The sequence below is a fragment of the Micromonospora sp. C28ISP2-4 genome, assembly GCF_030519385.1.
Lineage (GTDB): Bacteria > Actinomycetota > Actinomycetes > Mycobacteriales > Micromonosporaceae > Micromonospora > Micromonospora tulbaghiae.
The window spans coordinates 262,027-280,544 of record NZ_JAUMKG010000001.1 but is presented as its reverse complement, the minus strand read 5'-3'; the positions used below and the strand labels follow the sequence as shown (position 1 = coordinate 280,544).

The following is an 18,518-nucleotide window of genomic DNA, read 5'->3' as shown; positions in this document are numbered from 1 at the left end:
CGCTATGCTGGGCATGTTTTTATACTGACTAGTCAGTTCGGAATCCGGGGTCGGAATGAACATCGTCGAGGCCAGCGGCCTGGGCCTGCGCACCCGCCGCGGCTGGGTCTACCGGGACGTCGACCTCACCGCCGCGAGCGGTGAGCTGCACGCCGTCACCGGCCCGCCCGGCAGCGGACGCACCTCGCTGCTGCTCGCGCTGGCCGGGCGCTTCCCGCACAACCACGGCGAGCTGCGCCGCCGCGGCCCGGCCGCGCTCGGCCAGGTGGCGGGCGTGCACGAACCCGACCCGACGCTCACCGTCGCCGAGCACATCACCGAACGCCTGCTGCTGCTCGGCCCGGTGCCACGCCGCCGGCGCCGGCTGGTACCGGTCACCGCGGTCCGGGCCCGCCGGGCCTACCGCCGCGACGCCTACGCCGCCGCGATCGCCGGTGCCGGGCTCACCGACGCGCCGCTGGACCCCGACCGGTACGGCCGCGACCTCACCCCGGTCGAGCGCCAGGTGCTCGGGCTGGTGCTGGCCAGCCTGAGCGGCCCGAACCTGATCGTCGCCGACGACGTGGACGCCGGCGCCGACCGCCCCGAGCGGGAGTGGATGTGGGGCGCGCTGGAACGCCTCGCCGACCAGGGGTACGCGGTGGTCGCCAGCGCCCGCGCCGTCGAGCCCGGAGTCGCCGCCACCGTGCACCGCATCGGCGACCCGGCAGTGCCCGTCCCCGCCCTGACCGTTCCCGCCGAGTCCGCCGAGGTGCCCGCATGAGCGTCCTGCGACTGGCCCTGTTCGAGCTGCGCCGGATGACCCGGGGCCGGCTGCCACGCGCCGCGCTCGCGGTGCTCACCATCGTCCCGCTGCTCTACGGCGCGCTCTACCTGTACGCGTTCTGGGATCCCTACGGGAAGATGGACCGCATCCCGGTCGCCCTGGTCAACGCCGACCGCCCGGCCACCGCCGGTGACGGCAGCGAGGTGCACGCCGGCCGCGACCTGACCGAGGAACTGCTCGACCGCAAGGTGTTCGGCTGGACCGTGACCGACCAGGCCGACGCGGCCAAGGGGCTGCGCGACGGGCGCTACCACCTGGTCTTCTCCATCCCGGAGGACTTCTCGGCCACGCTCGCCGCCGGCCCGGAACCGGACCGCCCGGCCCGGCAGGGCGAGCTGAAGGTCGTCAACGACGACGCCACCAACTACCTGTCCGGCCTGCTCGCCCGGTCGGCGTTCAGCGAGATCCGGGCCGCCGCCGCGCAGAGCACCGCCGCCACCTACTTCGACAAGATGCTGATCGGCTTCACCGACGCCAAGGCCGAGACCGGACGCGCCGCCGACGGCGCCGGGAAGATCGCCGACGGGCTCGGCAGCTCCCAGCGGGGCGCCGACCAGCTCGCCGACGGGCTCGGTGACGCCGGAAACGGTGCCGGGCAGCTCGCCGGTGGACTGAACCAGTCGGTCCAGGGCGCGGACAAGCTCGCCAAGGGCCTCGACCAGCTGCGTACCGGCGCCGCCCAGCTCGCCGACGGCGCCGGGCGCGCCGCCACCGAGACCAAGGCGGCGGCGGCCACCGTGAACGCCGCCGCCGACAAGTACGAGCCGGTGCTGCGCCGCAACGCCGACAAGATCGAGAAGGCGGCCACGCTCGTCGCCGACGGCGCCCAGCAACTCGCCGCCGGACTGGACGTGCTGCCGGGCCGGGCCGCCGAGGTGGTCGCGAGCGCCGAGGAGGTCCGCGACCGGCTCGACGCGGTAGCGAAGGAACACCCCGAACTGGCGGACGATCCCGGATTCGCCGCCGCCCGCAAGGCCGCCGACCGGGCCGTCACGCAGGCCCGCTCAGTGGTGGCCGCCCTGGACAAGACCGACATGGCCGCGCTGCGCAAGCAGATGACCGACGTGTCGAAGACCGCCCGCGAGGTGGCCGCCGCCGCGCCGCACCTGGCCGACGACGTCGCCTCCGCCCGCGCGAAGGTCAACGAGTTGGCCGGCGGGCTCGCCACGCTGGCCCAGGGCAGCGCCAAGCTCCGCGACGGGCTGGGCGACGCGTCGACCGGCGCGCACGAGCTGCGCGGCGGCCTCTACCGGCTCGCCACCGGCGCCCGCCAGCTCGACGGCGGCCTGGCCCAGCTCGGCAGCGGCAGCAACCGCCTGGTCGACGGGCTGACCCGGCTGGAGGGCGGCGCCGGCGACCTCGCCGACGGGCTCGCCGCCGGGGAGCGGAAACTGCCCGGGTACGACGACGCGGCCACTCGCGCCGGCGTGCTCGGCGACCCGGTCGGCCTGATCCGCGACTCGCAGAACCCGGCCGGCTCGTACGGCGTGGGCTTCGCCCCGTACTTCCTGTCGCTGGCGCTCTGGGTCGGCGCGATGATCACCTACATGCTGTTGCGGCCGGTCAACCGGCGGCACGTGATGTCCGGCGCGCCCGGCTGGCGGGTCGTGCTCGCCGGGTGGCTCCCGGCCGCCGGGATCGGCCTGGCCCAGGTCGCGGTGCTCTACACGGTGGTGACGCTCGGGCTCGGGCTCGACCCGAGGCACGGCCCGGCCACGTTCGGGCTGCTCGCGCTCACCTCGCTGGCGTTCACCGCGATCATGCAACTGCTCGGCGTGGCGCTCGGCCCGGCCGGCCGGCTGGCCGCGCTGGCGCTGCTGATGCTCCAGCTCACCTCGTCCGGCGGCACCTACCCGGTGCAGACCTCGCCCGGCTTCTTCCAGGCGATCCACCCCTGGCTGCCGATGACGTACGTGGTGGACGGGCTGCGGCACACCATCAACGGCGGTACGACAGCACCGGTGGTCACCGGCGCGCTGGTGCTGCTGGCGTTCGGGCTGGGTGCCATGGTGCTCACCGTCGGCGCGGCCCGCCGCTCCCGGCGGCTGACCCCGGCCAAGCTGCATCCCGAACTGACCATGTGAGGATGAGCCGGTGACGGACGGACGGACACGCCGGCGCGAGGACACCCGCCAGCGCCTCTTCGTGGCCGCGGTGGACCTCATCGCCGAGCAGGGCTTCTCGGCGACCACCGTGGACGACATCGCGGCCCGGGCCGGCGTGGCGAAGGGGACCGTCTACTACAACTTCGAGTCCAAGACGGTCCTGTTCGAGGAACTGCTGCGGCACGGCATCGGCCTGCTCACCGCCGAGTTCCGGGCCGCCGTCGACGGGCTGCCGCCGCTGGAGGCGCTCGGCGCGTTGGTCCGCGCCCAGCTGGAGTACATCCGTCGCTACCGCGCCTTCGCCCAGCTCCTGCTCTCGGAGATGTGGCGGACCAACCGGGAGTGGCAGCAGACGCTGCGGCTGCTGCGCGGCGAGGCCATCGCGGTGATCGCCGACACGGTGCGGGCCGGGGTGGACAGCGGCGACCTCCCGGCCGACCTGGACGTGCGGACCGCCAGCTCGGCGCTGTTCGGCGTCGGGCTCGTGGTGGCGGTGGACTGGCTGGTCTTCTCGCCGGAGCGGCCGATCGACGAGGTGCAGGAGTCGCTGCTCGGCATCGTCCGGCGGGTCGCCCGGACCTGACCGGCGGTCGGTAATTCGGTTGATTCCGGGCCGCCGGAAGGGTGAGGCTGACGGCACCGCCCCCACCGATCCGAGTCCGGAGGACCTTCCATGCGCCTGCTCCGAGATCTCTGGGCCACGGCGCCCCGGCGGATGGCGGCGGTCCTGCTGCTGATCGTGCTCGGCGCCGGTGGCCAGGCCGCCGCCTCCGCGCTGGCCGGACCGGTGCTGGTGCACCGCTCCTCCGGCTGGTTCGTCGCGCTCGCCGTGGCGCTCGTCGCCGCTGTCGTCACCGACCTCCTGATCGGCCTGATCATGGCCCGGCTCACCGCCGACTGGTCGGCCGACGTGCGGCGGCGCCTCTGCCGGGTCGCGCTCGGTCAGGACCTGCCCACCCTGGAGACCACCCCGGTCGGCGAACTGCTCGACCGGATCGACAACGACGTCTACCAGGTCGCCGCCGAGATGCGGAACACCGGCGTACGGCTGGCGCAGGGCCTCGCGGTCTGCGCCCTCGCGACGGTGAGCGCGCTGATCGTCTGGTGGCCCGCCGGTGTCGGCATGATCGTGCTCACCTCGCTGCTCGCGGTGACGCTGCGCCGCCCGACCGCCCGGATCGCCCCGGCCCGGATGGCCGAGGAGGAGGCGTGGTCCGACCTCGCGGCTGTGATGGAGGAGGCGGTGCACGGGCAGGACGACGTGCGCACCAGCCTCGCCCGGCCGTACGTGCTGCGCCTCTACGCCCGCCGCGCGGCCGAGGTGATCGCCCGGTGCGTCCGGGTGTTCCGGCTCTCCGCCCAGGTCACCGCGGCCGCCGCCGGCGCGGTCCGGGTCGGCATCGCCGGCGTGGTGCTGGGCGGCGCGTGGGCGCTCGCCACCGGCCGGGTCGACGCCGCCCGGCTCACCGCCATCTGGCTGCTGGCCATCGCGTTCGGCGCGACGGTCGAGCACATCGCCCGCTGGGTGCCGCACCTGCAGCAGGCGTTCGGCGCGTGGGGCCGGGTGCAACTGCTGGCCGGCTCGCCCCAGGAGCCGGACGGCGGGGCCACCCCGGTCGACGGCGACCTGACCGTGCGCGGGCTCACCTACCGTTACCCGGCCGGCGGGGACGACCGTGGGCCGGCGCTGCGCGACGTGCACCTGGACTTCGTCCGCGGCCGCTCGTACGCGCTCGTCGGGCGTACCGGCTCGGGCAAGTCGACGCTGGCCAAGGTGCTCACCCGGGCGGTGGACGTGCCGCGCGGCACGGTCTTCCTCGGTGGCACCGACCTGGTCGACCTGGACGTGGAGGAGCTGCGCCGGTGGATCGCCGTGGTGCCGCAGCGCACCGAGATCCTGGCCGGCACGCTCGCCGAGAACGTGGCGCTGTTCGACCCGGAGCTGCTGGACGCCGCCGAGCGGGCGCTGGCCGAGCTGGGCCTGGCCGGCTGGATCGCCGAACTGCCCGACGGCGTGCACACCCGGCTCGGCGACGGCGGGTACGTGCTCTCCGCCGGGCAGGAGCAACTCGTCGCGTTCGCCCGCATCCTGGTCCGCGACCCGCACGTGGTGATCCTCGACGAGGCCACCGCGCGGCTCGACCCGGTCACCGAGAACCGGGTACGCGAAGCCACCGAACGGCTGCTCACCGACCGGATCGGCATCGTCATCGCGCACCGGCTCTCCTCGGTGCGCCGCTGCGACGAGGTGGTCGTGATGGCCGACGGCGCGGTGCTGGAGGCCGGTCCGCTGCGCGAGTCGGCCCGCTTCGCCGAACTGCTCGCCACCAGTCACGCCGGGGCGTACGCCGGTGTGGGCGCCCGGCGCGGCGGCGTGGACCTGCTCGACGCGCCCGCCTGGGACGACGCGCCCGCCACGCCGACCGCGCCCGCGACGCGGCCGGCCGCCGTGCCGCGCACCGACCCGCCACCCGCGCCGCCCGCACCTCCCGCGCGGACCATGCGGGAGATCCTCCGGCTCGGCACCAACGACCCGCGGTACGGCCTGCTCTCGGTCGCCCTGTTCGTCGTGATGACGGTGCTCGGGATGGACGGCGCGGTGCTGCCCTGGCTCTGGGCCGACCTGGTCGGCGGCGGCGACCCGTGGCTGCCGGCGCTGGGCATCGTGGCGGCGCTGCTCGTGGTGCTGCCGCTGCCGTACCTGACGAACCTGTGGTTCCCGCAGTGGTGGATCCGGCAGATGCTGCGGATCAGCGCCCGGCTGGTGCACGGGCAGACCGGCGCCCGCCGGGTCAGCGGGCACACCCCGGCCGAGGTGGTGGCACAGGGCGGCGACACCGACCGGGTGGTGCACCTGGCCGACAACCTGATGGACCAGTTCATCTCGCTGGTCATCGTGGTCACCATGACGCTGGTGACCGGCAGCTTCGTGCCGGCGCTGTTCTTCGTCGGCACGATGGTGGTCTCCGGGCTGGCGGCGACGCTGTTCGGGCCGCGGCTGGAACGCACCGCCGCCGGCACTGTGAAGGCGCGCGCCGCGTTCGCCACCGCGCTGGTGTCCGCGCTGTCCGCCGCCCGTACGGTGAAGCTGGCCGGCGCGACCCGCCCGGTGCTGCGCCACCTCGCCCGGCTGGACGAGGTACGCAGTGAGCGGCAGCGACGCGAGATCGCCATGCAGGTGTGGGCCCGGTCCACCCCGTCGGTCGCCAGTGGCCTGCTGCCGATCGGCGCGTGGGCGCTCTACCTGGCCGGTGAGCTGTCCGCCGGCGCCACGCTCGTGGCCGTCTCCACCCTGGGCGCGGCCCGCTGGTTCGCGTGGACCACCGCGTCACTGGTGTCGCAGTACCCGTCGGCGCGGGTGTGGACCAAGCGGACGGTGGCGATGACCGGCGAGGCCGTGTACGCGGCGCCGGTGCCCGGCCTCGACATGGTCGCCGGCACCGCGCCCGCGCCTGAGCCGCCGCCCCGGCACCCGCTGCGCCGCCTGGAGCTGGCCGGCTTCGGCGCGCTGCACTCCGACGGCACGCTCGCGGTCCGCGACGTCGACCTGGTGGTCGAGCGCGGGCAGTTGGTGCTGGTCGTCGGCCCGGTCGGGTCCGGCAAGTCGTCGCTGCTGCGCGCGCTCGCCGGGATCGTCCACCACGTCGGTGAGCTGCGCTGGAACGGCGACCCGGTGACCGAGCCGGAGATGTTCCTGCGCCCCAACCAGGTCGGGTACGTCGGTCAGCTACCCCGGGTGCTCTCCGGCACGGTGGCCGACAACATCGCGCTCGGCCACCAGGTGGACGCCGCCGGGGCGGTCTCGACCGCCCAGCTCGAACACGACCTGGCCGCGGCCGGGGGCGGGCTCGGGCTGCTGATCGGCCACAAGGGCACCCGGCTGTCGGGTGGTCAGCTCCAGCGGCTGGCGCTGGCCCGCGCGCTCGCCCCGCGTACCGAGCTGCTGGTGGCCGACGACGTGTCGTCGGCGCTGGACGTGAGCACGGAGCTGGCGCTGTGGGCGGCGCTGCGCGAGCACGGGGTGACAGTGGTCGGCTCTACCGCGAAGCGGGCCGCGCTGGTGCGGGCCGACCACGTGGTGGTGCTGATCGACGGCACCGTGGCCGACCAGGGCACCTGGGCCGACCTGGAACCCCGCTGGAACCACCTGGCCGGCTGACCCCTCGGGGGTCCACCCGGTCAGAAGGCTCGGGCGTACTGGTCGGGCCAGGCGGGGGTGGCACCGAGCTTGGCGGCGGCGCGGCGCGGCCAGTACGGGTCGCGGAGCAGTTCCCGGCCCAGCAGCACCAGGTCCGCCTCGCCACCGGCCACGATCTGCTCGGCCTGCTCGGGCTCGACGATCAGCCCCACCGCTCCGGTGGGCACCCCGGCGTCGCGGCGGATGCGGGCGGCCAGCGGCACCTGGTAGCCGGGTCCGACGGGGATGGACGCCCGGGCCGCCGCGCCGCCGGAGGAGGTGTCGACCAGGTCGACTCCGGCGGCGGCCAGTTCCCCGGCGAGCACCACGCTGTCCTCGACGGTCCAGCCGCCGTCGGTCCAGTCGGTGGCGGAGATCCGGGTCAGCACCGGCACCGACTCGCCGACTGCGGCGCGTACCGCGCGGGCCACCTCCAGGGTGAGCCGCATCCGGGCGGCCCGGTCGCCGCCCCAGCCGTCGGTGCGCCGGTTGGTCAGCGGGGACAGGAACTCGTGCAGCAGGTAGCCGTGCGCGGCGTGGATCTCCACGGCGGCGAACCCGGCGTCCAGCGCCCGTCCGGCGGCGGTGGCGAAGGCGTCCACCACGGCCGCGATGCCCGCCTCGTCGAGCGCGGTCGGGGTGCGGTAGTCCGGGACGAACGGCTGGTCGCCCGGGCCGACAGGGGTCCAGCCGCCCTCGGCGTCCGGCACGCCGCCACGGGCCGGCGCCCACGGGCGGTACGTGGACGCCTTGAACCCGGCGTGCGCGAGCTGTACGGCCGGCACCGCGCCGTGAGCGGCGACGAACGCGGTGATGGGCCGCCACGCGTCGACGTGCGCGTCGGACCAGAGGCCGGTGTCCTGCGGGCTGATCCGGCCCTCGGGCACGACTGCGGTCGCCTCGGTGATGACGAGGCCGGCCCCGCCGACGGCGCGGGAACCCAGGTGGACGCGGTGCCAGTCGGTGGGCAGGCCGTCCGGTCCGGCGCTGTACTGGCACATGGGCGCCAGCGCGATCCGGTTGGGCAGGGTGACGCCGCGCAGGGCGAGCGGGGTGAACAGGGCGCTCATTCTCGGATCCTCCGGTCAGGGCAACGGGTGCGCCTCCTTGTGGGAGACGCACCCGTTGGAGTGTGGATCAGGCGGGTACGGGGTCGAGCCGCTCGGTCTCGACCGGCTCGATCAGGTCGCGCTTGCCGGCCGAGTCGTACGCGGCCCGGTCGAGCGTGCCCTCCCGGGCGGCCACGATGGTCGGCACGACGGCCTGCCCGGCCACGTTCGTGGCGGTACGGATCATGTCCAGGATCGGGTCGATGGCCAGCAGCAGGCCGGCCCCGGCCAGCGGCAGGCCCAGCGTGCTCAGGGTCAGCGTGAGCATGACGATCGCGCCGGTCAGGCCGGCGGTCGCGGCCGAGCCGACCACCGAGACGAACGCGATGAGCAGGTAGTCGGTGACGCCCAGGTTCACGCCGAACACCTGCGCCACGAAGATCGCGGCGAGCGCCGGGTAGATGGCGGCGCAGCCGTCCATCTTCGTGGTGGCGCCGAACGGCACCGCGAAGGACGCGTACTCGCGGGGGACGCCGAGGCGCTCGACCGAGCGCTGGGTCACCGGCATGGTGCCCACCGAGGAGCGGGAGACGAAGGCCAGCTCGATGGCGGGCCAGGCGCCGGCGAAGAAGCGCAGCGGGTTGAGCTTGCCGGCCACCGCGAGCAGCACCGGGTAGACCACGAACAGCACCAGGGCGCAGCCGACGTAGACGGCTGTGGTGAACTTCGCGAGCGGGGCCAGCAGGTCCCAGCCGTACGAGGCGACGGCGTTGCCGATCAGGCCGAGCGTGCCGATCGGGGCGAGCCGGATGACCCACCAGAGCGCCTTCTGCACGATCGACAGCAGCGAGCGGTTGAGCGCCACGAACGGCTCGGCGGCGTCGCCGACCAGCAGCGCGGCGGTGCCCACCACCAGGGCGAGGAAGACGATCTGGAGGACGTTGCCCTCGACGAACGCGCCGACCGGGTTGGTCGGGACGATGCCGGTGAGGAAGTCGATCCAGGAGCCGGTGGTCTTCGGCGCGGTGGCGCCGGCCGGGTCCAGGTTGACGCCCCGGCCGGGGTCGGTGAGCAGGCCGAGGCCGATGCCGATGCTCACCGCGATCAGCGCGGTGACGGCGAACCAGAGCAGAGTCTTGACTGCCAGCCGGGCGGCGTTGGCGACGCCGCGCAGGCTGACCACGCTGACCACGATGGCGGTGAAGACCAGCGGCGGCACGGCGAGCTTGAGCAGCTGGACGAAGAGGCCGCCGACGGTGTCGAGCGTGCTGGTCAGCCAGGCGAGGTCGGCGGCGCGGGCGAGGAAACCGAGCGCCACGCCGAGCACGAGGCCCAGCAGGATCTGGACGGAGAAGGGGATTCTGCGCAAGGCGGAGGTCATGGGGACGAATCCAAGGTCTGGAGAGGGAAGGCGGGCGTCGGGGCGTGGAACTAGGCCGGACAGACGCCGCTGGCCTGCCGTCGGAGATCGACGTACAGGCGCTCGGTGAGGCACCAGACATTGGTCATCGTCGCGATACGTTACTCCCCTCCCGGGCCGGAACGGAAGGACCGTCGCCGGTGAGGCTCCTTACAGCCAGGTAGCCGGCGGTGGCCAGCCCCCAGGCGGCGGCCACGACCAGCAGCACCCGCTCCGACACCCCGAGCAGGCTGCTGCGCCCGACCAGCAGCAACGCCAGCGCGACCACGACGGCCACCGGCAGCGCCAGCGCCGCGCCGACCGCGGCGATCCGCCGCAGCCCCTGGTCCGCAGCCGGGGAGAAGAGCAGCACCAGCATCGCGAGCACCACCGCGGCGGTCGCCACGATGCTGGCCCCGCCGTGCACCACGTCGGCCACAGTGGTCGCCTCGAACGGCGGCAGCGGGCAGCCCACGCTGCACGTCACCGCGCCGGATACCACTGTGGCGACCGCGCCGGCGCCGAGCAGCCCGGCCGCCGCGCGCAACCCCGGTGGCAACGCCCCGGCGAGCAGCAGCAGCGACGCGGCCACCGAGAAGATCCCCATCCGGTACGCCCCGGCGTACCCGCTGTCCGTGATGCCCGCTTCGCTCACGTACCCGGTCGGACCGGGACCGGGACCGGCGACGACCGCGACCGTCACCGCTGCCACGCCGGCGGCCAGGCAGACGGCGGCGAACGCGGCGGCGATCCGGCGGGCTGTGTCCTCAGCCACGTCCGTGCGGGGCGGTCCAGCCGGACTCATCCGGCCCCAGCGGCACGATCCGGGTCGGGTTGATCATGTCGTGCGTGCCGTAGTAGTGCCGCTTGATGTGGTCGAAGTCCACCGTCTCGCCGAAGCCCGGCGTCTGGAACAGGTCCCGCGCGTACGCCCAGAGCACCGGCATCTCGGTGAGCTTGCGCTCGTTGCACTTGAAGTGCCCGTGGTACGCCACGTCGAAGCGCACCAGCGTGGTGAACAGCCGCACGTCCGCCTCGGTGATCGCGTCGCCCATCAGGTAGCGCCGCCCGGCCAGCCGCTCGCTCAGCGCGTCGAGGCGGGCGAACAGCGCGGTGAACGCCTCGTCGTACGCCTCCTGCGAGGTGGCGAAGCCGCACCGGTAGACGCCGTTGTTGACGTCCCGGTGGATCTCCGCCATCAGCGCGTCCATCTCCGGGCGCAGCTCGACCGGGTACAGATCCGGCGCGTCCGGCGCGTGGAACCGCCGCCACTCGGTCGAGAAGTCGAGCGTGAGCTGCGGATAGTCGTTCGTCACCACCCGGCCGGTGAGCGTGTCCACGAGCGCCGGCACCGTCACCCGGCCGGTGTAGTCCGGATCGGTGGACAGGTACGCCTCGGACAGGAAACCGATGCCGAGCACCGGGTCGAAGCCGTCCGGGTCGAGCGCGAACCGCCAGCCCCGCTCGTCCCGGATCGGGTCGACGGTGCCCAGCGAGATCACCTCGTCCAGCCCGAGCAGGCCACGCACGATCCGGGCCCGGTGCGCCCACGGGCAGGCCCGGCACCAGATCAGCCGGTAGCGGCCCGCCTCCAGCGGCCAGCGTCCCTGCTCGTCCGGCCCGCCGCCCTCCGGTGACGTGGAGTGCGGGGTGACCCGCCCGGTGAACCGGTTGGGCTGGCGGACGAACGCGCCGCCGCCGCTGGTCTCTGCGCTGAACTGAGCCCCGGACATGCGGCAAACCTATCCGCTCCGGTCACGGATATCCTGACGCCGGGTACCCCCGCGACCCGCCGACCGCCCCTTCCCACCCCCGAAGGACGTACGCGCGATGACAGTGGCCTATCTCGTTGCCGGAGTCCGCACCCCGATCGGCCGGTACGCCGGCGCGCTGGCCGGGGTCCGCCCCGACGACCTGGCCGCGCACGTCGTCCGCGAGCTGGTGACCCGCCACCCGTCGGTCGACTGGGCCCGCACCGACGACGTGATCCTCGGCTGCGCCAACCAGGCCGGCGAGGACAACCGCAACGTGGCCCGGATGGCCGCGCTGCTCGGCGGCCTGCCGGAGGAGGTGCCGGGCAGCACCGTCAACCGGCTCTGCGGCTCCGGCCTGGACGCGCTCGCCTCCGCCGCCCGCGCGATCGTCGCCGGGGAGGCCGACCTGGTGGTGGCCGGCGGCGTGGAGAGCATGAGCCGCGCGCCGTTCGTCATGCCGAAGGCGGCCACGCCGTTCGCCCGCACCGCCGAGGTGTACGACACCACGATCGGCTGGCGGCTGGTCAACCCCCTGATGAAGAAGGGGTGGGGCATCGACTCGATGCCGGAGACGGCGGAGAACGTGGCAGCCGAGTTCGGCGTGGACCGGGCCGCGCAGGACGCCTTCGCGTACCGGTCGCAGCAGCGGGCCGCCAAGGCGCAGGCCGACGGCCGGCTGGCCGAGGAGATCGTCCCGGTGACGGTGCCCGTGGGCCGGCGCGAGACGAAGCTGGTCGAGGTCGACGAGCACCCGCGCGAGACGTCGCTGGAGAAGCTCGCCGCGCTGCCCACCCCGTTCCGCGAGGGCGGCACCGTCACCGCCGGGAACTCCTCCGGCGTCAACGACGGCGCCGTCGCGCTGCTCGTCGCCTCCGCGGCCGCCGTCGAACGCTACGGCCTCACCCCGCTGGCCCGGGTACGCGGTGCCGCGTCGGCGGGCGTACCGCCGCGGATCATGGGCATCGGCCCGGTCCCGGCGACCCGGAAGCTGCTCGACCGGACGGGCCTGGCGCTCACCGACGTGGACGTGATCGAGCTGAACGAGGCGTTCGCCGCGCAGTCGGTGGCGGTGCTGCGCGAGCTGGGCCTGCCGGAGGACGCCGAGCACGTCAACCCGGGCGGCGGGGCGATCGCGCTGGGTCACCCGCTCGGCGCCAGCGGCGCCCGGCTGGCGCTGACCGCCGCGCTGGAACTGCGCCGCCGGGGCGGCCGGCGGGCGCTCGCCACCATGTGCATCGGCGTCGGCCAGGGCATCTCGCTGCTGCTGGAATCGGCCGACTGACCCGGGGCGGCAGCATCGCCCGCTGTGGATCTCCCGTACCCGGCCGTACCGGCCTAGAGTGGTCTGGACCACATGATCCGCCATCGACGGCGGACGACGACCTGGGGGACCGAGCGATGCAGACGCCGGAGAGCCTGCCCACCGAGATCGACCTGAGCCGGCCGAGCGCCGCCCGGGTCTACGACTACTTCCTTGGTGGGGCGCACAACTTCGAGATCGACCGGCAGCTCGCCGAACAGATCGCGGCCATGACGCCGAACCTGGCCGCCACCATGCGCTCCGGGCGGGAGTTCCTGCGCCGGGCCGTACGGGTGCTGCTCGACGCCGGCATCGACCAGTTCCTCGACATCGGCTCCGGCATCCCCACCGTCGGCAACGTGCACGAGGTCGCGCAGGCCGCCAACCCGGACGCCCGCATCGTGTACGTGGACATCGACCCGGTCGCCGTGGCGCACAGCCACGAACTGCTCGCCGGCAACGACCGGGCCACCGCGGTCCTGGCCGACCTGCGCGAGCCGAAGCTGATCCTGGACCACGCCCGCGCCAGCGGCCTGATCGACTTCGACCGGCCGCTGGGCATCCTGCTCGCCGGCGTGGTGCACTTCGTGCCCGACGCCGACCGCCCGGCCGACATCCTGGCCACGCTGCGCGCCGCCGCCGCGCCCGGCAGCTACCTGGTCATCTCCCACTCCACGTTCGAGGACCAGCCGCAGGAGATGCTGGACGCGCAGCGGCTGTCGGCGCGTACCGCCACCGAGATCACGCTGCGCTCGCGGGCCGAGATCACCGGCTTCTTCGGCGACTGGACGATCCTCGAACCGGGCGTGGTGCACATGCCGCTGTGGCGGCCCGACTCCCCGTCGGACGTGGACGAGCATCCGGAACGGTTCGGAGCCTTCGGCGGCGTCGCCCGGCACGACCGCGCCGCCGGCTGAGCCCATGCGCGCCCCGGACAGCGACGGGGGAGACGTCAGCCGGCCCGGCGCCGCCGCGTACGCCGCCGAGTGGGCTCGCGCGGTGCGCCGCATCGGGTTCGTGCCGCTGAGCGCGGCCGAGACCGAGCGCCTGCTGGTGCCGCTCACCGAGCGGCTCGGCGAGGCCCTGCTCGCCCCCACCTTCTCCGCCCGCCCCGCGGAGGAGGTGGGGCGTGCCCTGGTCGAGGCGCACCTCACCGAGCCCGGCGTGCTCGACTGGTCGGTGCAGGCGCTCGGCGACCGGTTCCTGCCCTGGGTGCTGCCGTCGCGGACCGAGTCGCCCGAGCTGCGCGAGCGGGTCGCGCTGCTCCAGGGCGCGTTCGCCGCCGGGTTCGCCCGCGCGCTGCGCGACCGGGTCTTCAGCCAGCAGGAGCGGATCGCCCGGTCCGCGTGGCAGGCCCGGGACACCGTCGAGCAGGCGCTGCGGGACAGCGAGGCGCGTTTCCGGGCGGTCTTCACCGGCGCCGCCATCGGGATCGGCATCGCCGGTGTGGACGGGCGGATCATCGAGGTCAACCAGTCCTTCGCGGACATGCTCGGCTACACAGTCGCGGAGATGCGGCGGATGAACGTGTCGGCGCTCGCCTACGCCGACGACGCGGCCGGGATGTGGGAGCTGTACCAGGAGCTGATCGAGGGCAAGCGGGACAGCGCCCGGGTGGAGAAGCGCTACTACCGCAAGGACGGCAGCGTGGTCTGGACCGACCTCGCGGTCTCGCTGATCCGGCACGACGACGGGCGTCCCCGGTTCACAGTCGCCATGGTGGAGGACATCACCCAGCGGTACGAGTTGCAGAAGCGGCTGCGCTTCCAGGCGCTGCACGACCCGCTGACCGGCCTGCCCAACCGGACGCTGTTCTTCGAGTCGCTCGGCGACGTCTTCGACCGTGCCGGTCCGGACCAGCGTGTCGGGCTGTGCTTCATCGACCTGGACGGCTTCAAGGCGGTGAACGACAGCCTCGGCCACGACCTGGGCGACCGGCTGCTCAAGGTGATCGCCCGCCGGCTCAGCGACTGCGTGGCCGGCCGGGGTCACCTGGTGGCCCGGATGGGCGGTGACGAGTTCGTGATCCTGGTCGACTCCGACGGCGGCATCGACGACGCGGTGGAGGTCGCCGAGCTGGCGCTGGCCGCGGTGTCCGCGCCGGTGCACGTCGGTGACCAGCAGCTCGCCGTGTCGGCGAGCATCGGCATCGTGGAGTGCCCGGCGGCGGAGACGAGTGTCGGCGACCTGATGAAGGCCGCCGACACCACGCTCTACTGGGCCAAGGCGGAGGGCCGGGGCCGCTGGGCGGTGTACGACCCGGAGCGCAGCGCCGCCGACATCGCCCGTTCCGCGCTGGCCGCCAACCTGCCCGCCGCGCTGGACCGGGGCGAGTTCGTGCTGCACTACCAGCCGATCGTGTCGCTGCTGGACGGCACCATGGTGGCGGTCGAGGCGCTGGTGCGCTGGCAGCACCCGGAGCTGGGGCTGATCGGGCCGGACCGGTTCATCGGACTGGCCGAGGAGACCGGCCTGATCGTCCGGCTCGGCGCCTGGGTGCTGCGTCAGGCGTGCCGCGACGCCGAGTCGTGGCGGCGCGCGTACCCGGACACCACGCCTGTGATGAGCGTCAACCTGGCCGCCCGGCAGGCCGACGACCCGGCCATCGTGGAGACGGTGGCCGAGGCGTTGCAGCACACCGGCCTGCCGGCCGAGCTGTTGCAGCTGGAGCTGACCGAGAGCGCCGTCATGGGCAGCGCCGGCGAGCCGCTGCGGACGCTGCACCAGCTCGCCGGGCTCGGGCTGCGGCTGGCCATCGACGACTTCGGCACCGGCTACTCGAACCTCGCGTACCTGCGGCGGCTGCCGATCCACTGCGTGAAGCTGGCCGGCCCGTTCGTCGAGGGGATACGGGGTGACGGCGCCGACGCGGTCGCCGACCACCGGGACGAGCGGATCGTGGACGCGCTGGTCCGGCTGGCACACGCCCTGGAGCTGTCGGTGACGGCCGAGGCGGTGGAGACCGAGGTGCAGGCCGAACGGCTGCGGGCGCTGCGGTGCGACACCGGTCAGGGCCGGCTGTTCGGCGCCCCGATGCCGGCCGACGGCATCCGCGCCCGCCTGGGCGGGTAAGGAAGGGCCCCCTCTTAACGCCTCCGGTAGAGGAGGGGGCCCCGCTTAACACCTCCCGCGCACGCGGCAGGCGAGGAAGGGAGAACGGTGAGCCTCACCGATTCGCAGGCCGTGGTGTCGGTGGTCGCCGCGCTGGCGATCGTCGCCGGCCTGGCCGGGGTGATCGTGCCCGGGTTGCCGGCACTGCCGCTGTGCTGGGGCGGCGTGCTGGTGTGGACGCTGTTCGGCGACGCCGGACCGGGCCGCTGGGCGGTGCTCGCCGCCGCCACGGTGATCGCCGCCGGCGGCACCGTGCTCAAGTACCTCTGGCCGGGGCGGAACCTGAAGCGGACCGCGGTGCCCACCACGTCCCTGCTTGCGGGCGGACTGCTCGGCCTGGTCGGGTTCTTCGTGATCCCGGTGGTCGGGCTGCCGATCGGCTTCGTCGGCGGGATCTTCGGCGCGGAGCGGCTGCGGCTGGGCGACACCCGCCTGGCCTGGCCGGCGACTGTGCAGGCGCTCAAGGCGGCCGGGTTGTCGATGGTGCTGGAGTTCACCGCCGGCCTGATGATCGCCGCGCTGTGGGTCGCGGGGTTGCTGTTCGTCTAGAGGTGCGGCGGCGCGGGGCGTCCGGAGGGTACGGCCGATCGCCGTACATCAGTGAGAGAGAGGTGGACGCCGCGCGCCGCCGCGGACCGGGCGTTGCCGAGCGCCCGGTGCCGGCCCGTCGGGTCGGGCCTGGTCACGCCCACAATGATGCCCCGGGTGGGATCGGGCGACAACGCAATTTCCGGGGTACGTATTGACCCCCTTGATCGGCCGGGAGCACACTGCGAGCACTCGCACGAGCATCGCCTCGAGGAGGTGTGCAGTGGCCACGACGCCCGCGCCGACCGCCGAGCAGCCGATGGACGACGACGCCCGGCGACTCGCCGAACTCGGCTACAAACAGGAGTTGCGCCGCAAGTGGAGCGGCTTCTCCAACTTCGCGATCTCGTTCTCCATCATCTCGATCCTGGCCGGCTGCTTCACCACGTTCGGCCAGGCGTGGAACAACGGCGGCCCGGTGGCGATCTCCTGGGGCTGGCCGCTGATCTCGCTGTTCATCCTGATCATCGGCTTCTGCCTGGCCGAGCTGGTGTCGGCGTACCCGACAGCGGGCGGGATCTACTGGTGGGCGGCGACGATGGGCCGGCCGGTGCACGGCTGGTTCACCGGCTGGCTCAACCTGATCGGGCTGGTCGCGGTGACCGCGTCGGTCGACTACGGCTGCGCCACGTTCCTCAACCTGACGCTGTCGGCCCTGTTCGACGGCTGGGCCGGCACCGGGCACCAGACGTTCGGGCTGTTCGTGGTGATCCTCGCGCTGCACGGGCTGATCAACATCTACGGGCACCGCATCATCGACGTACTCCAGAACGTCTCGGTCTGGTGGCACGTGGCCGGCGCGGCCGCCGTGGTGCTGATCCTGGTCCTTGTCCCGGACAATCACCAGAGCTTCCAGTTCGTCTTCACCGAGCGGTTCAACAACTCCGGCTTCGGTGACGGCGACACCGGCGGGCTGGCGTTCTGGTTCTACGTGTTGCCGCTGGGCTTCCTGCTCACGCAGTACACGATCACCGGCTTCGACGCCTGCGCGCACGTCTCCGAGGAGACCCGGGGTGCCTCCAAGGCCGCCGCGCAGGGGCTGTGGCGGTCGATCTTCTACTCCGCGGTGGGCGGCTGGATCCTGCTGCTGGCGTTCCTGTTCGCGGCCACCGACGTGGACGCGATAAACGAGGCGGGCGGCTTCTCGGGGGCGATCTTCGAGTCCGCGCTGACGCCGTTCTTCTTCAAGGTCGTCATCATCATCTCCACCATCGGGCAGTTCTTCTGCGGCATGAGCTGCGTGACCTCGATGTCGCGGATGGCGTACGCGTTCAGCCGGGACCGGGCGGTGCCCGGTTGGCGGCTGTGGTCGAGGGTGAACCGCAACGGCACGCCGGTCAACGCCATCATCGGGGCGACGCTGGCCGGGCTCGTGCTCACGCTGCCCGCGCTCTACCAGCGCGGCGGCATCCCGGTCGCGTTCTACGCGGTGGTGTCGGTCGCGGTGATCGGGCTGTACCTGTCCTTCATCATCCCGATCTTCCTGCGGCTGCGGATGGGCGACCGGTTCACCCCGGGCCCGTGGACGCTCGGCCGGCGCTACAAGCTGCTCGGCTGGATCGCGGTGGTCGAGATCGCTGTCATCTCGGTCTACTTCGTGCTGCCGATCGTCCCGGCCGGTGTGCCCGGCAACCCCGACTTCAGCTGGACGGCTGTGAACTACGCGCCCATCGCGATCGGCGGCGTGCTGCTCGGCGTCGCCGTCTGGTGGTACGCCTCGGCCCGCAAGTGGTTCACCGGCCCGCGCCGCACCGTCGACCAGGCCGAGCCCGAGCCCGAACCCGCCGAGCCGTCGTGACGTGTCGGTGCGGCCTGCCATGATCCGGCCATGGACTCGGAAGCGGTGGTACGCGCGTTGTGGGATCGCATGCAGGCCCGGGACTGGACCGGCGTCGGCGAGGTGCTGGCCGACGACGTGGTGGTCGAGTGGCCGGTAAGCGCCGAGCGGATCGTGGGCCGCGAGAACTACGTGAAGATCAACGCCGAGTACCCGGAGGGCTGGTCGATCCGGGTGCTCCGGGTGGTGGCAGCGGGCGACACAGTGGTGTCCGAGGTGGAGGTGCCGCACGAGGGGATGGGCGTGCACCGGGTCGCATCGTTCTGGACGGTGCGCGACGGGCGGATCGTCGACGGCCGTGAGTACTGGACGAGCCTCGGCACGGACCCGTCCCCGCAGTGGCGGTCCGCCTGGGTCCAGCCGATGTGACGC

The 18,518-nt window shown here is 73.5% G+C and carries 14 protein-coding genes; 10 read left to right on the top strand and 4 right to left on the bottom strand.

The features are described 5' to 3' along the window. Positions 1-55 precede the first annotated feature (55 nt). The 4 genes from Q3W68_RS01265 to Q3W68_RS01250 all read left to right on the top strand — a co-directional run bounded on the left by Q3W68_RS01265 (position 56) and on the right by Q3W68_RS01250 (position 7,090). Entirely contained in the window at positions 56-763 is a 708-nt protein-coding gene (locus Q3W68_RS01265) for an ATP-binding cassette domain-containing protein (RefSeq protein WP_302903709.1), read from the top strand. Continuing rightward, positions 760-2,910 carry a YhgE/Pip family protein gene (locus Q3W68_RS01260; RefSeq protein WP_302903708.1) on the top strand — a complete coding sequence of 717 codons (2,151 nt, stop codon included), beginning with the start codon at positions 760-762 and terminating at the stop codon, positions 2,908-2,910. Before Q3W68_RS01265 ends, Q3W68_RS01260 begins: the two co-directional genes overlap by 4 nt. 10 nt (positions 2,911-2,920) lie before the next feature. Beyond that, positions 2,921-3,514 (top strand): TetR/AcrR family transcriptional regulator, encoded by a 594-nt coding sequence (locus Q3W68_RS01255; protein WP_302903707.1) that lies wholly within the window; start codon positions 2,921-2,923, stop codon positions 3,512-3,514. 90 nt (positions 3,515-3,604) lie between these two features. Further along, on the top strand, positions 3,605-7,090 hold the full coding sequence (locus tag Q3W68_RS01250) for an ABC transporter ATP-binding protein (RefSeq protein WP_302903706.1): 3,486 nt from the start codon (positions 3,605-3,607) through the stop codon (positions 7,088-7,090). A 20-nt stretch (positions 7,091-7,110) separates the two neighbouring features. Here the strand turns inward: Q3W68_RS01250 and Q3W68_RS01245 are convergent, their stop codons facing one another. From Q3W68_RS01245 to Q3W68_RS01230, 4 genes are all read right to left on the bottom strand, one after another. Further along, positions 7,111-8,178, bottom strand: a complete 1,068-nt coding sequence (locus tag Q3W68_RS01245) for an NADH:flavin oxidoreductase/NADH oxidase (protein ID WP_302903705.1) — start codon at positions 8,176-8,178, stop codon at positions 7,111-7,113. A gap of 67 nt (positions 8,179-8,245) precedes the next feature. After that, positions 8,246-9,526 (bottom strand): dicarboxylate/amino acid:cation symporter, encoded by a 1,281-nt coding sequence (locus Q3W68_RS01240; RefSeq protein ID WP_302903704.1) that lies wholly within the window; start codon positions 9,524-9,526, stop codon positions 8,246-8,248. 136 nt (positions 9,527-9,662) lie between these two features. Continuing rightward, positions 9,663-10,331, bottom strand: coding sequence for a DUF998 domain-containing protein (locus Q3W68_RS01235; protein WP_302903703.1), 669 nt, complete (start codon positions 10,329-10,331; stop codon positions 9,663-9,665). Beyond that, positions 10,324-11,289 carry a glutathione S-transferase family protein gene (locus Q3W68_RS01230; RefSeq protein WP_302903702.1) on the bottom strand — a complete coding sequence of 322 codons (966 nt, stop codon included), beginning with the start codon at positions 11,287-11,289 and terminating at the stop codon, positions 10,324-10,326. Before Q3W68_RS01230 ends, Q3W68_RS01235 begins: the two co-directional genes overlap by 8 nt. 97 nt (positions 11,290-11,386) lie before the next feature. On the opposite strand from Q3W68_RS01230, the gene pcaF reads away from it, so the two are divergent. The 6 genes from pcaF to Q3W68_RS01200 all read left to right on the top strand — a co-directional run bounded on the left by pcaF (position 11,387) and on the right by Q3W68_RS01200 (position 18,515). Then, positions 11,387-12,592 (top strand): 3-oxoadipyl-CoA thiolase, encoded by a 1,206-nt coding sequence (gene pcaF, locus Q3W68_RS01225; RefSeq protein WP_302903701.1) that lies wholly within the window; start codon positions 11,387-11,389, stop codon positions 12,590-12,592. A 116-nt stretch (positions 12,593-12,708) separates the two neighbouring features. Then, positions 12,709-13,527 (top strand): SAM-dependent methyltransferase, encoded by an 819-nt coding sequence (locus Q3W68_RS01220; RefSeq protein WP_302903700.1) that lies wholly within the window; start codon positions 12,709-12,711, stop codon positions 13,525-13,527. 4 nt (positions 13,528-13,531) lie between these two features. Further along, positions 13,532-15,682, top strand: a complete 2,151-nt coding sequence (locus Q3W68_RS01215; RefSeq protein WP_302903699.1) for a bifunctional diguanylate cyclase/phosphodiesterase — start codon at positions 13,532-13,534, stop codon at positions 15,680-15,682. Positions 15,683-15,769: 87 nt separating this feature from the next. After that, positions 15,770-16,270, top strand: a complete 501-nt coding sequence (locus Q3W68_RS01210) for a DUF456 domain-containing protein (protein WP_302903698.1) — start codon at positions 15,770-15,772, stop codon at positions 16,268-16,270. A 262-nt stretch (positions 16,271-16,532) separates the two neighbouring features. Then, positions 16,533-18,107 carry an amino acid permease gene (locus tag Q3W68_RS01205; protein WP_302903697.1) on the top strand — a complete coding sequence of 525 codons (1,575 nt, stop codon included), beginning with the start codon at positions 16,533-16,535 and terminating at the stop codon, positions 18,105-18,107. A 30-nt stretch (positions 18,108-18,137) separates the two neighbouring features. Next, a complete protein-coding gene (locus Q3W68_RS01200) occupies positions 18,138-18,515 on the top strand; it encodes a nuclear transport factor 2 family protein (RefSeq protein ID WP_302903696.1) in 378 nt (125 codons plus the stop codon). Positions 18,516-18,518 lie beyond the last annotated feature (3 nt).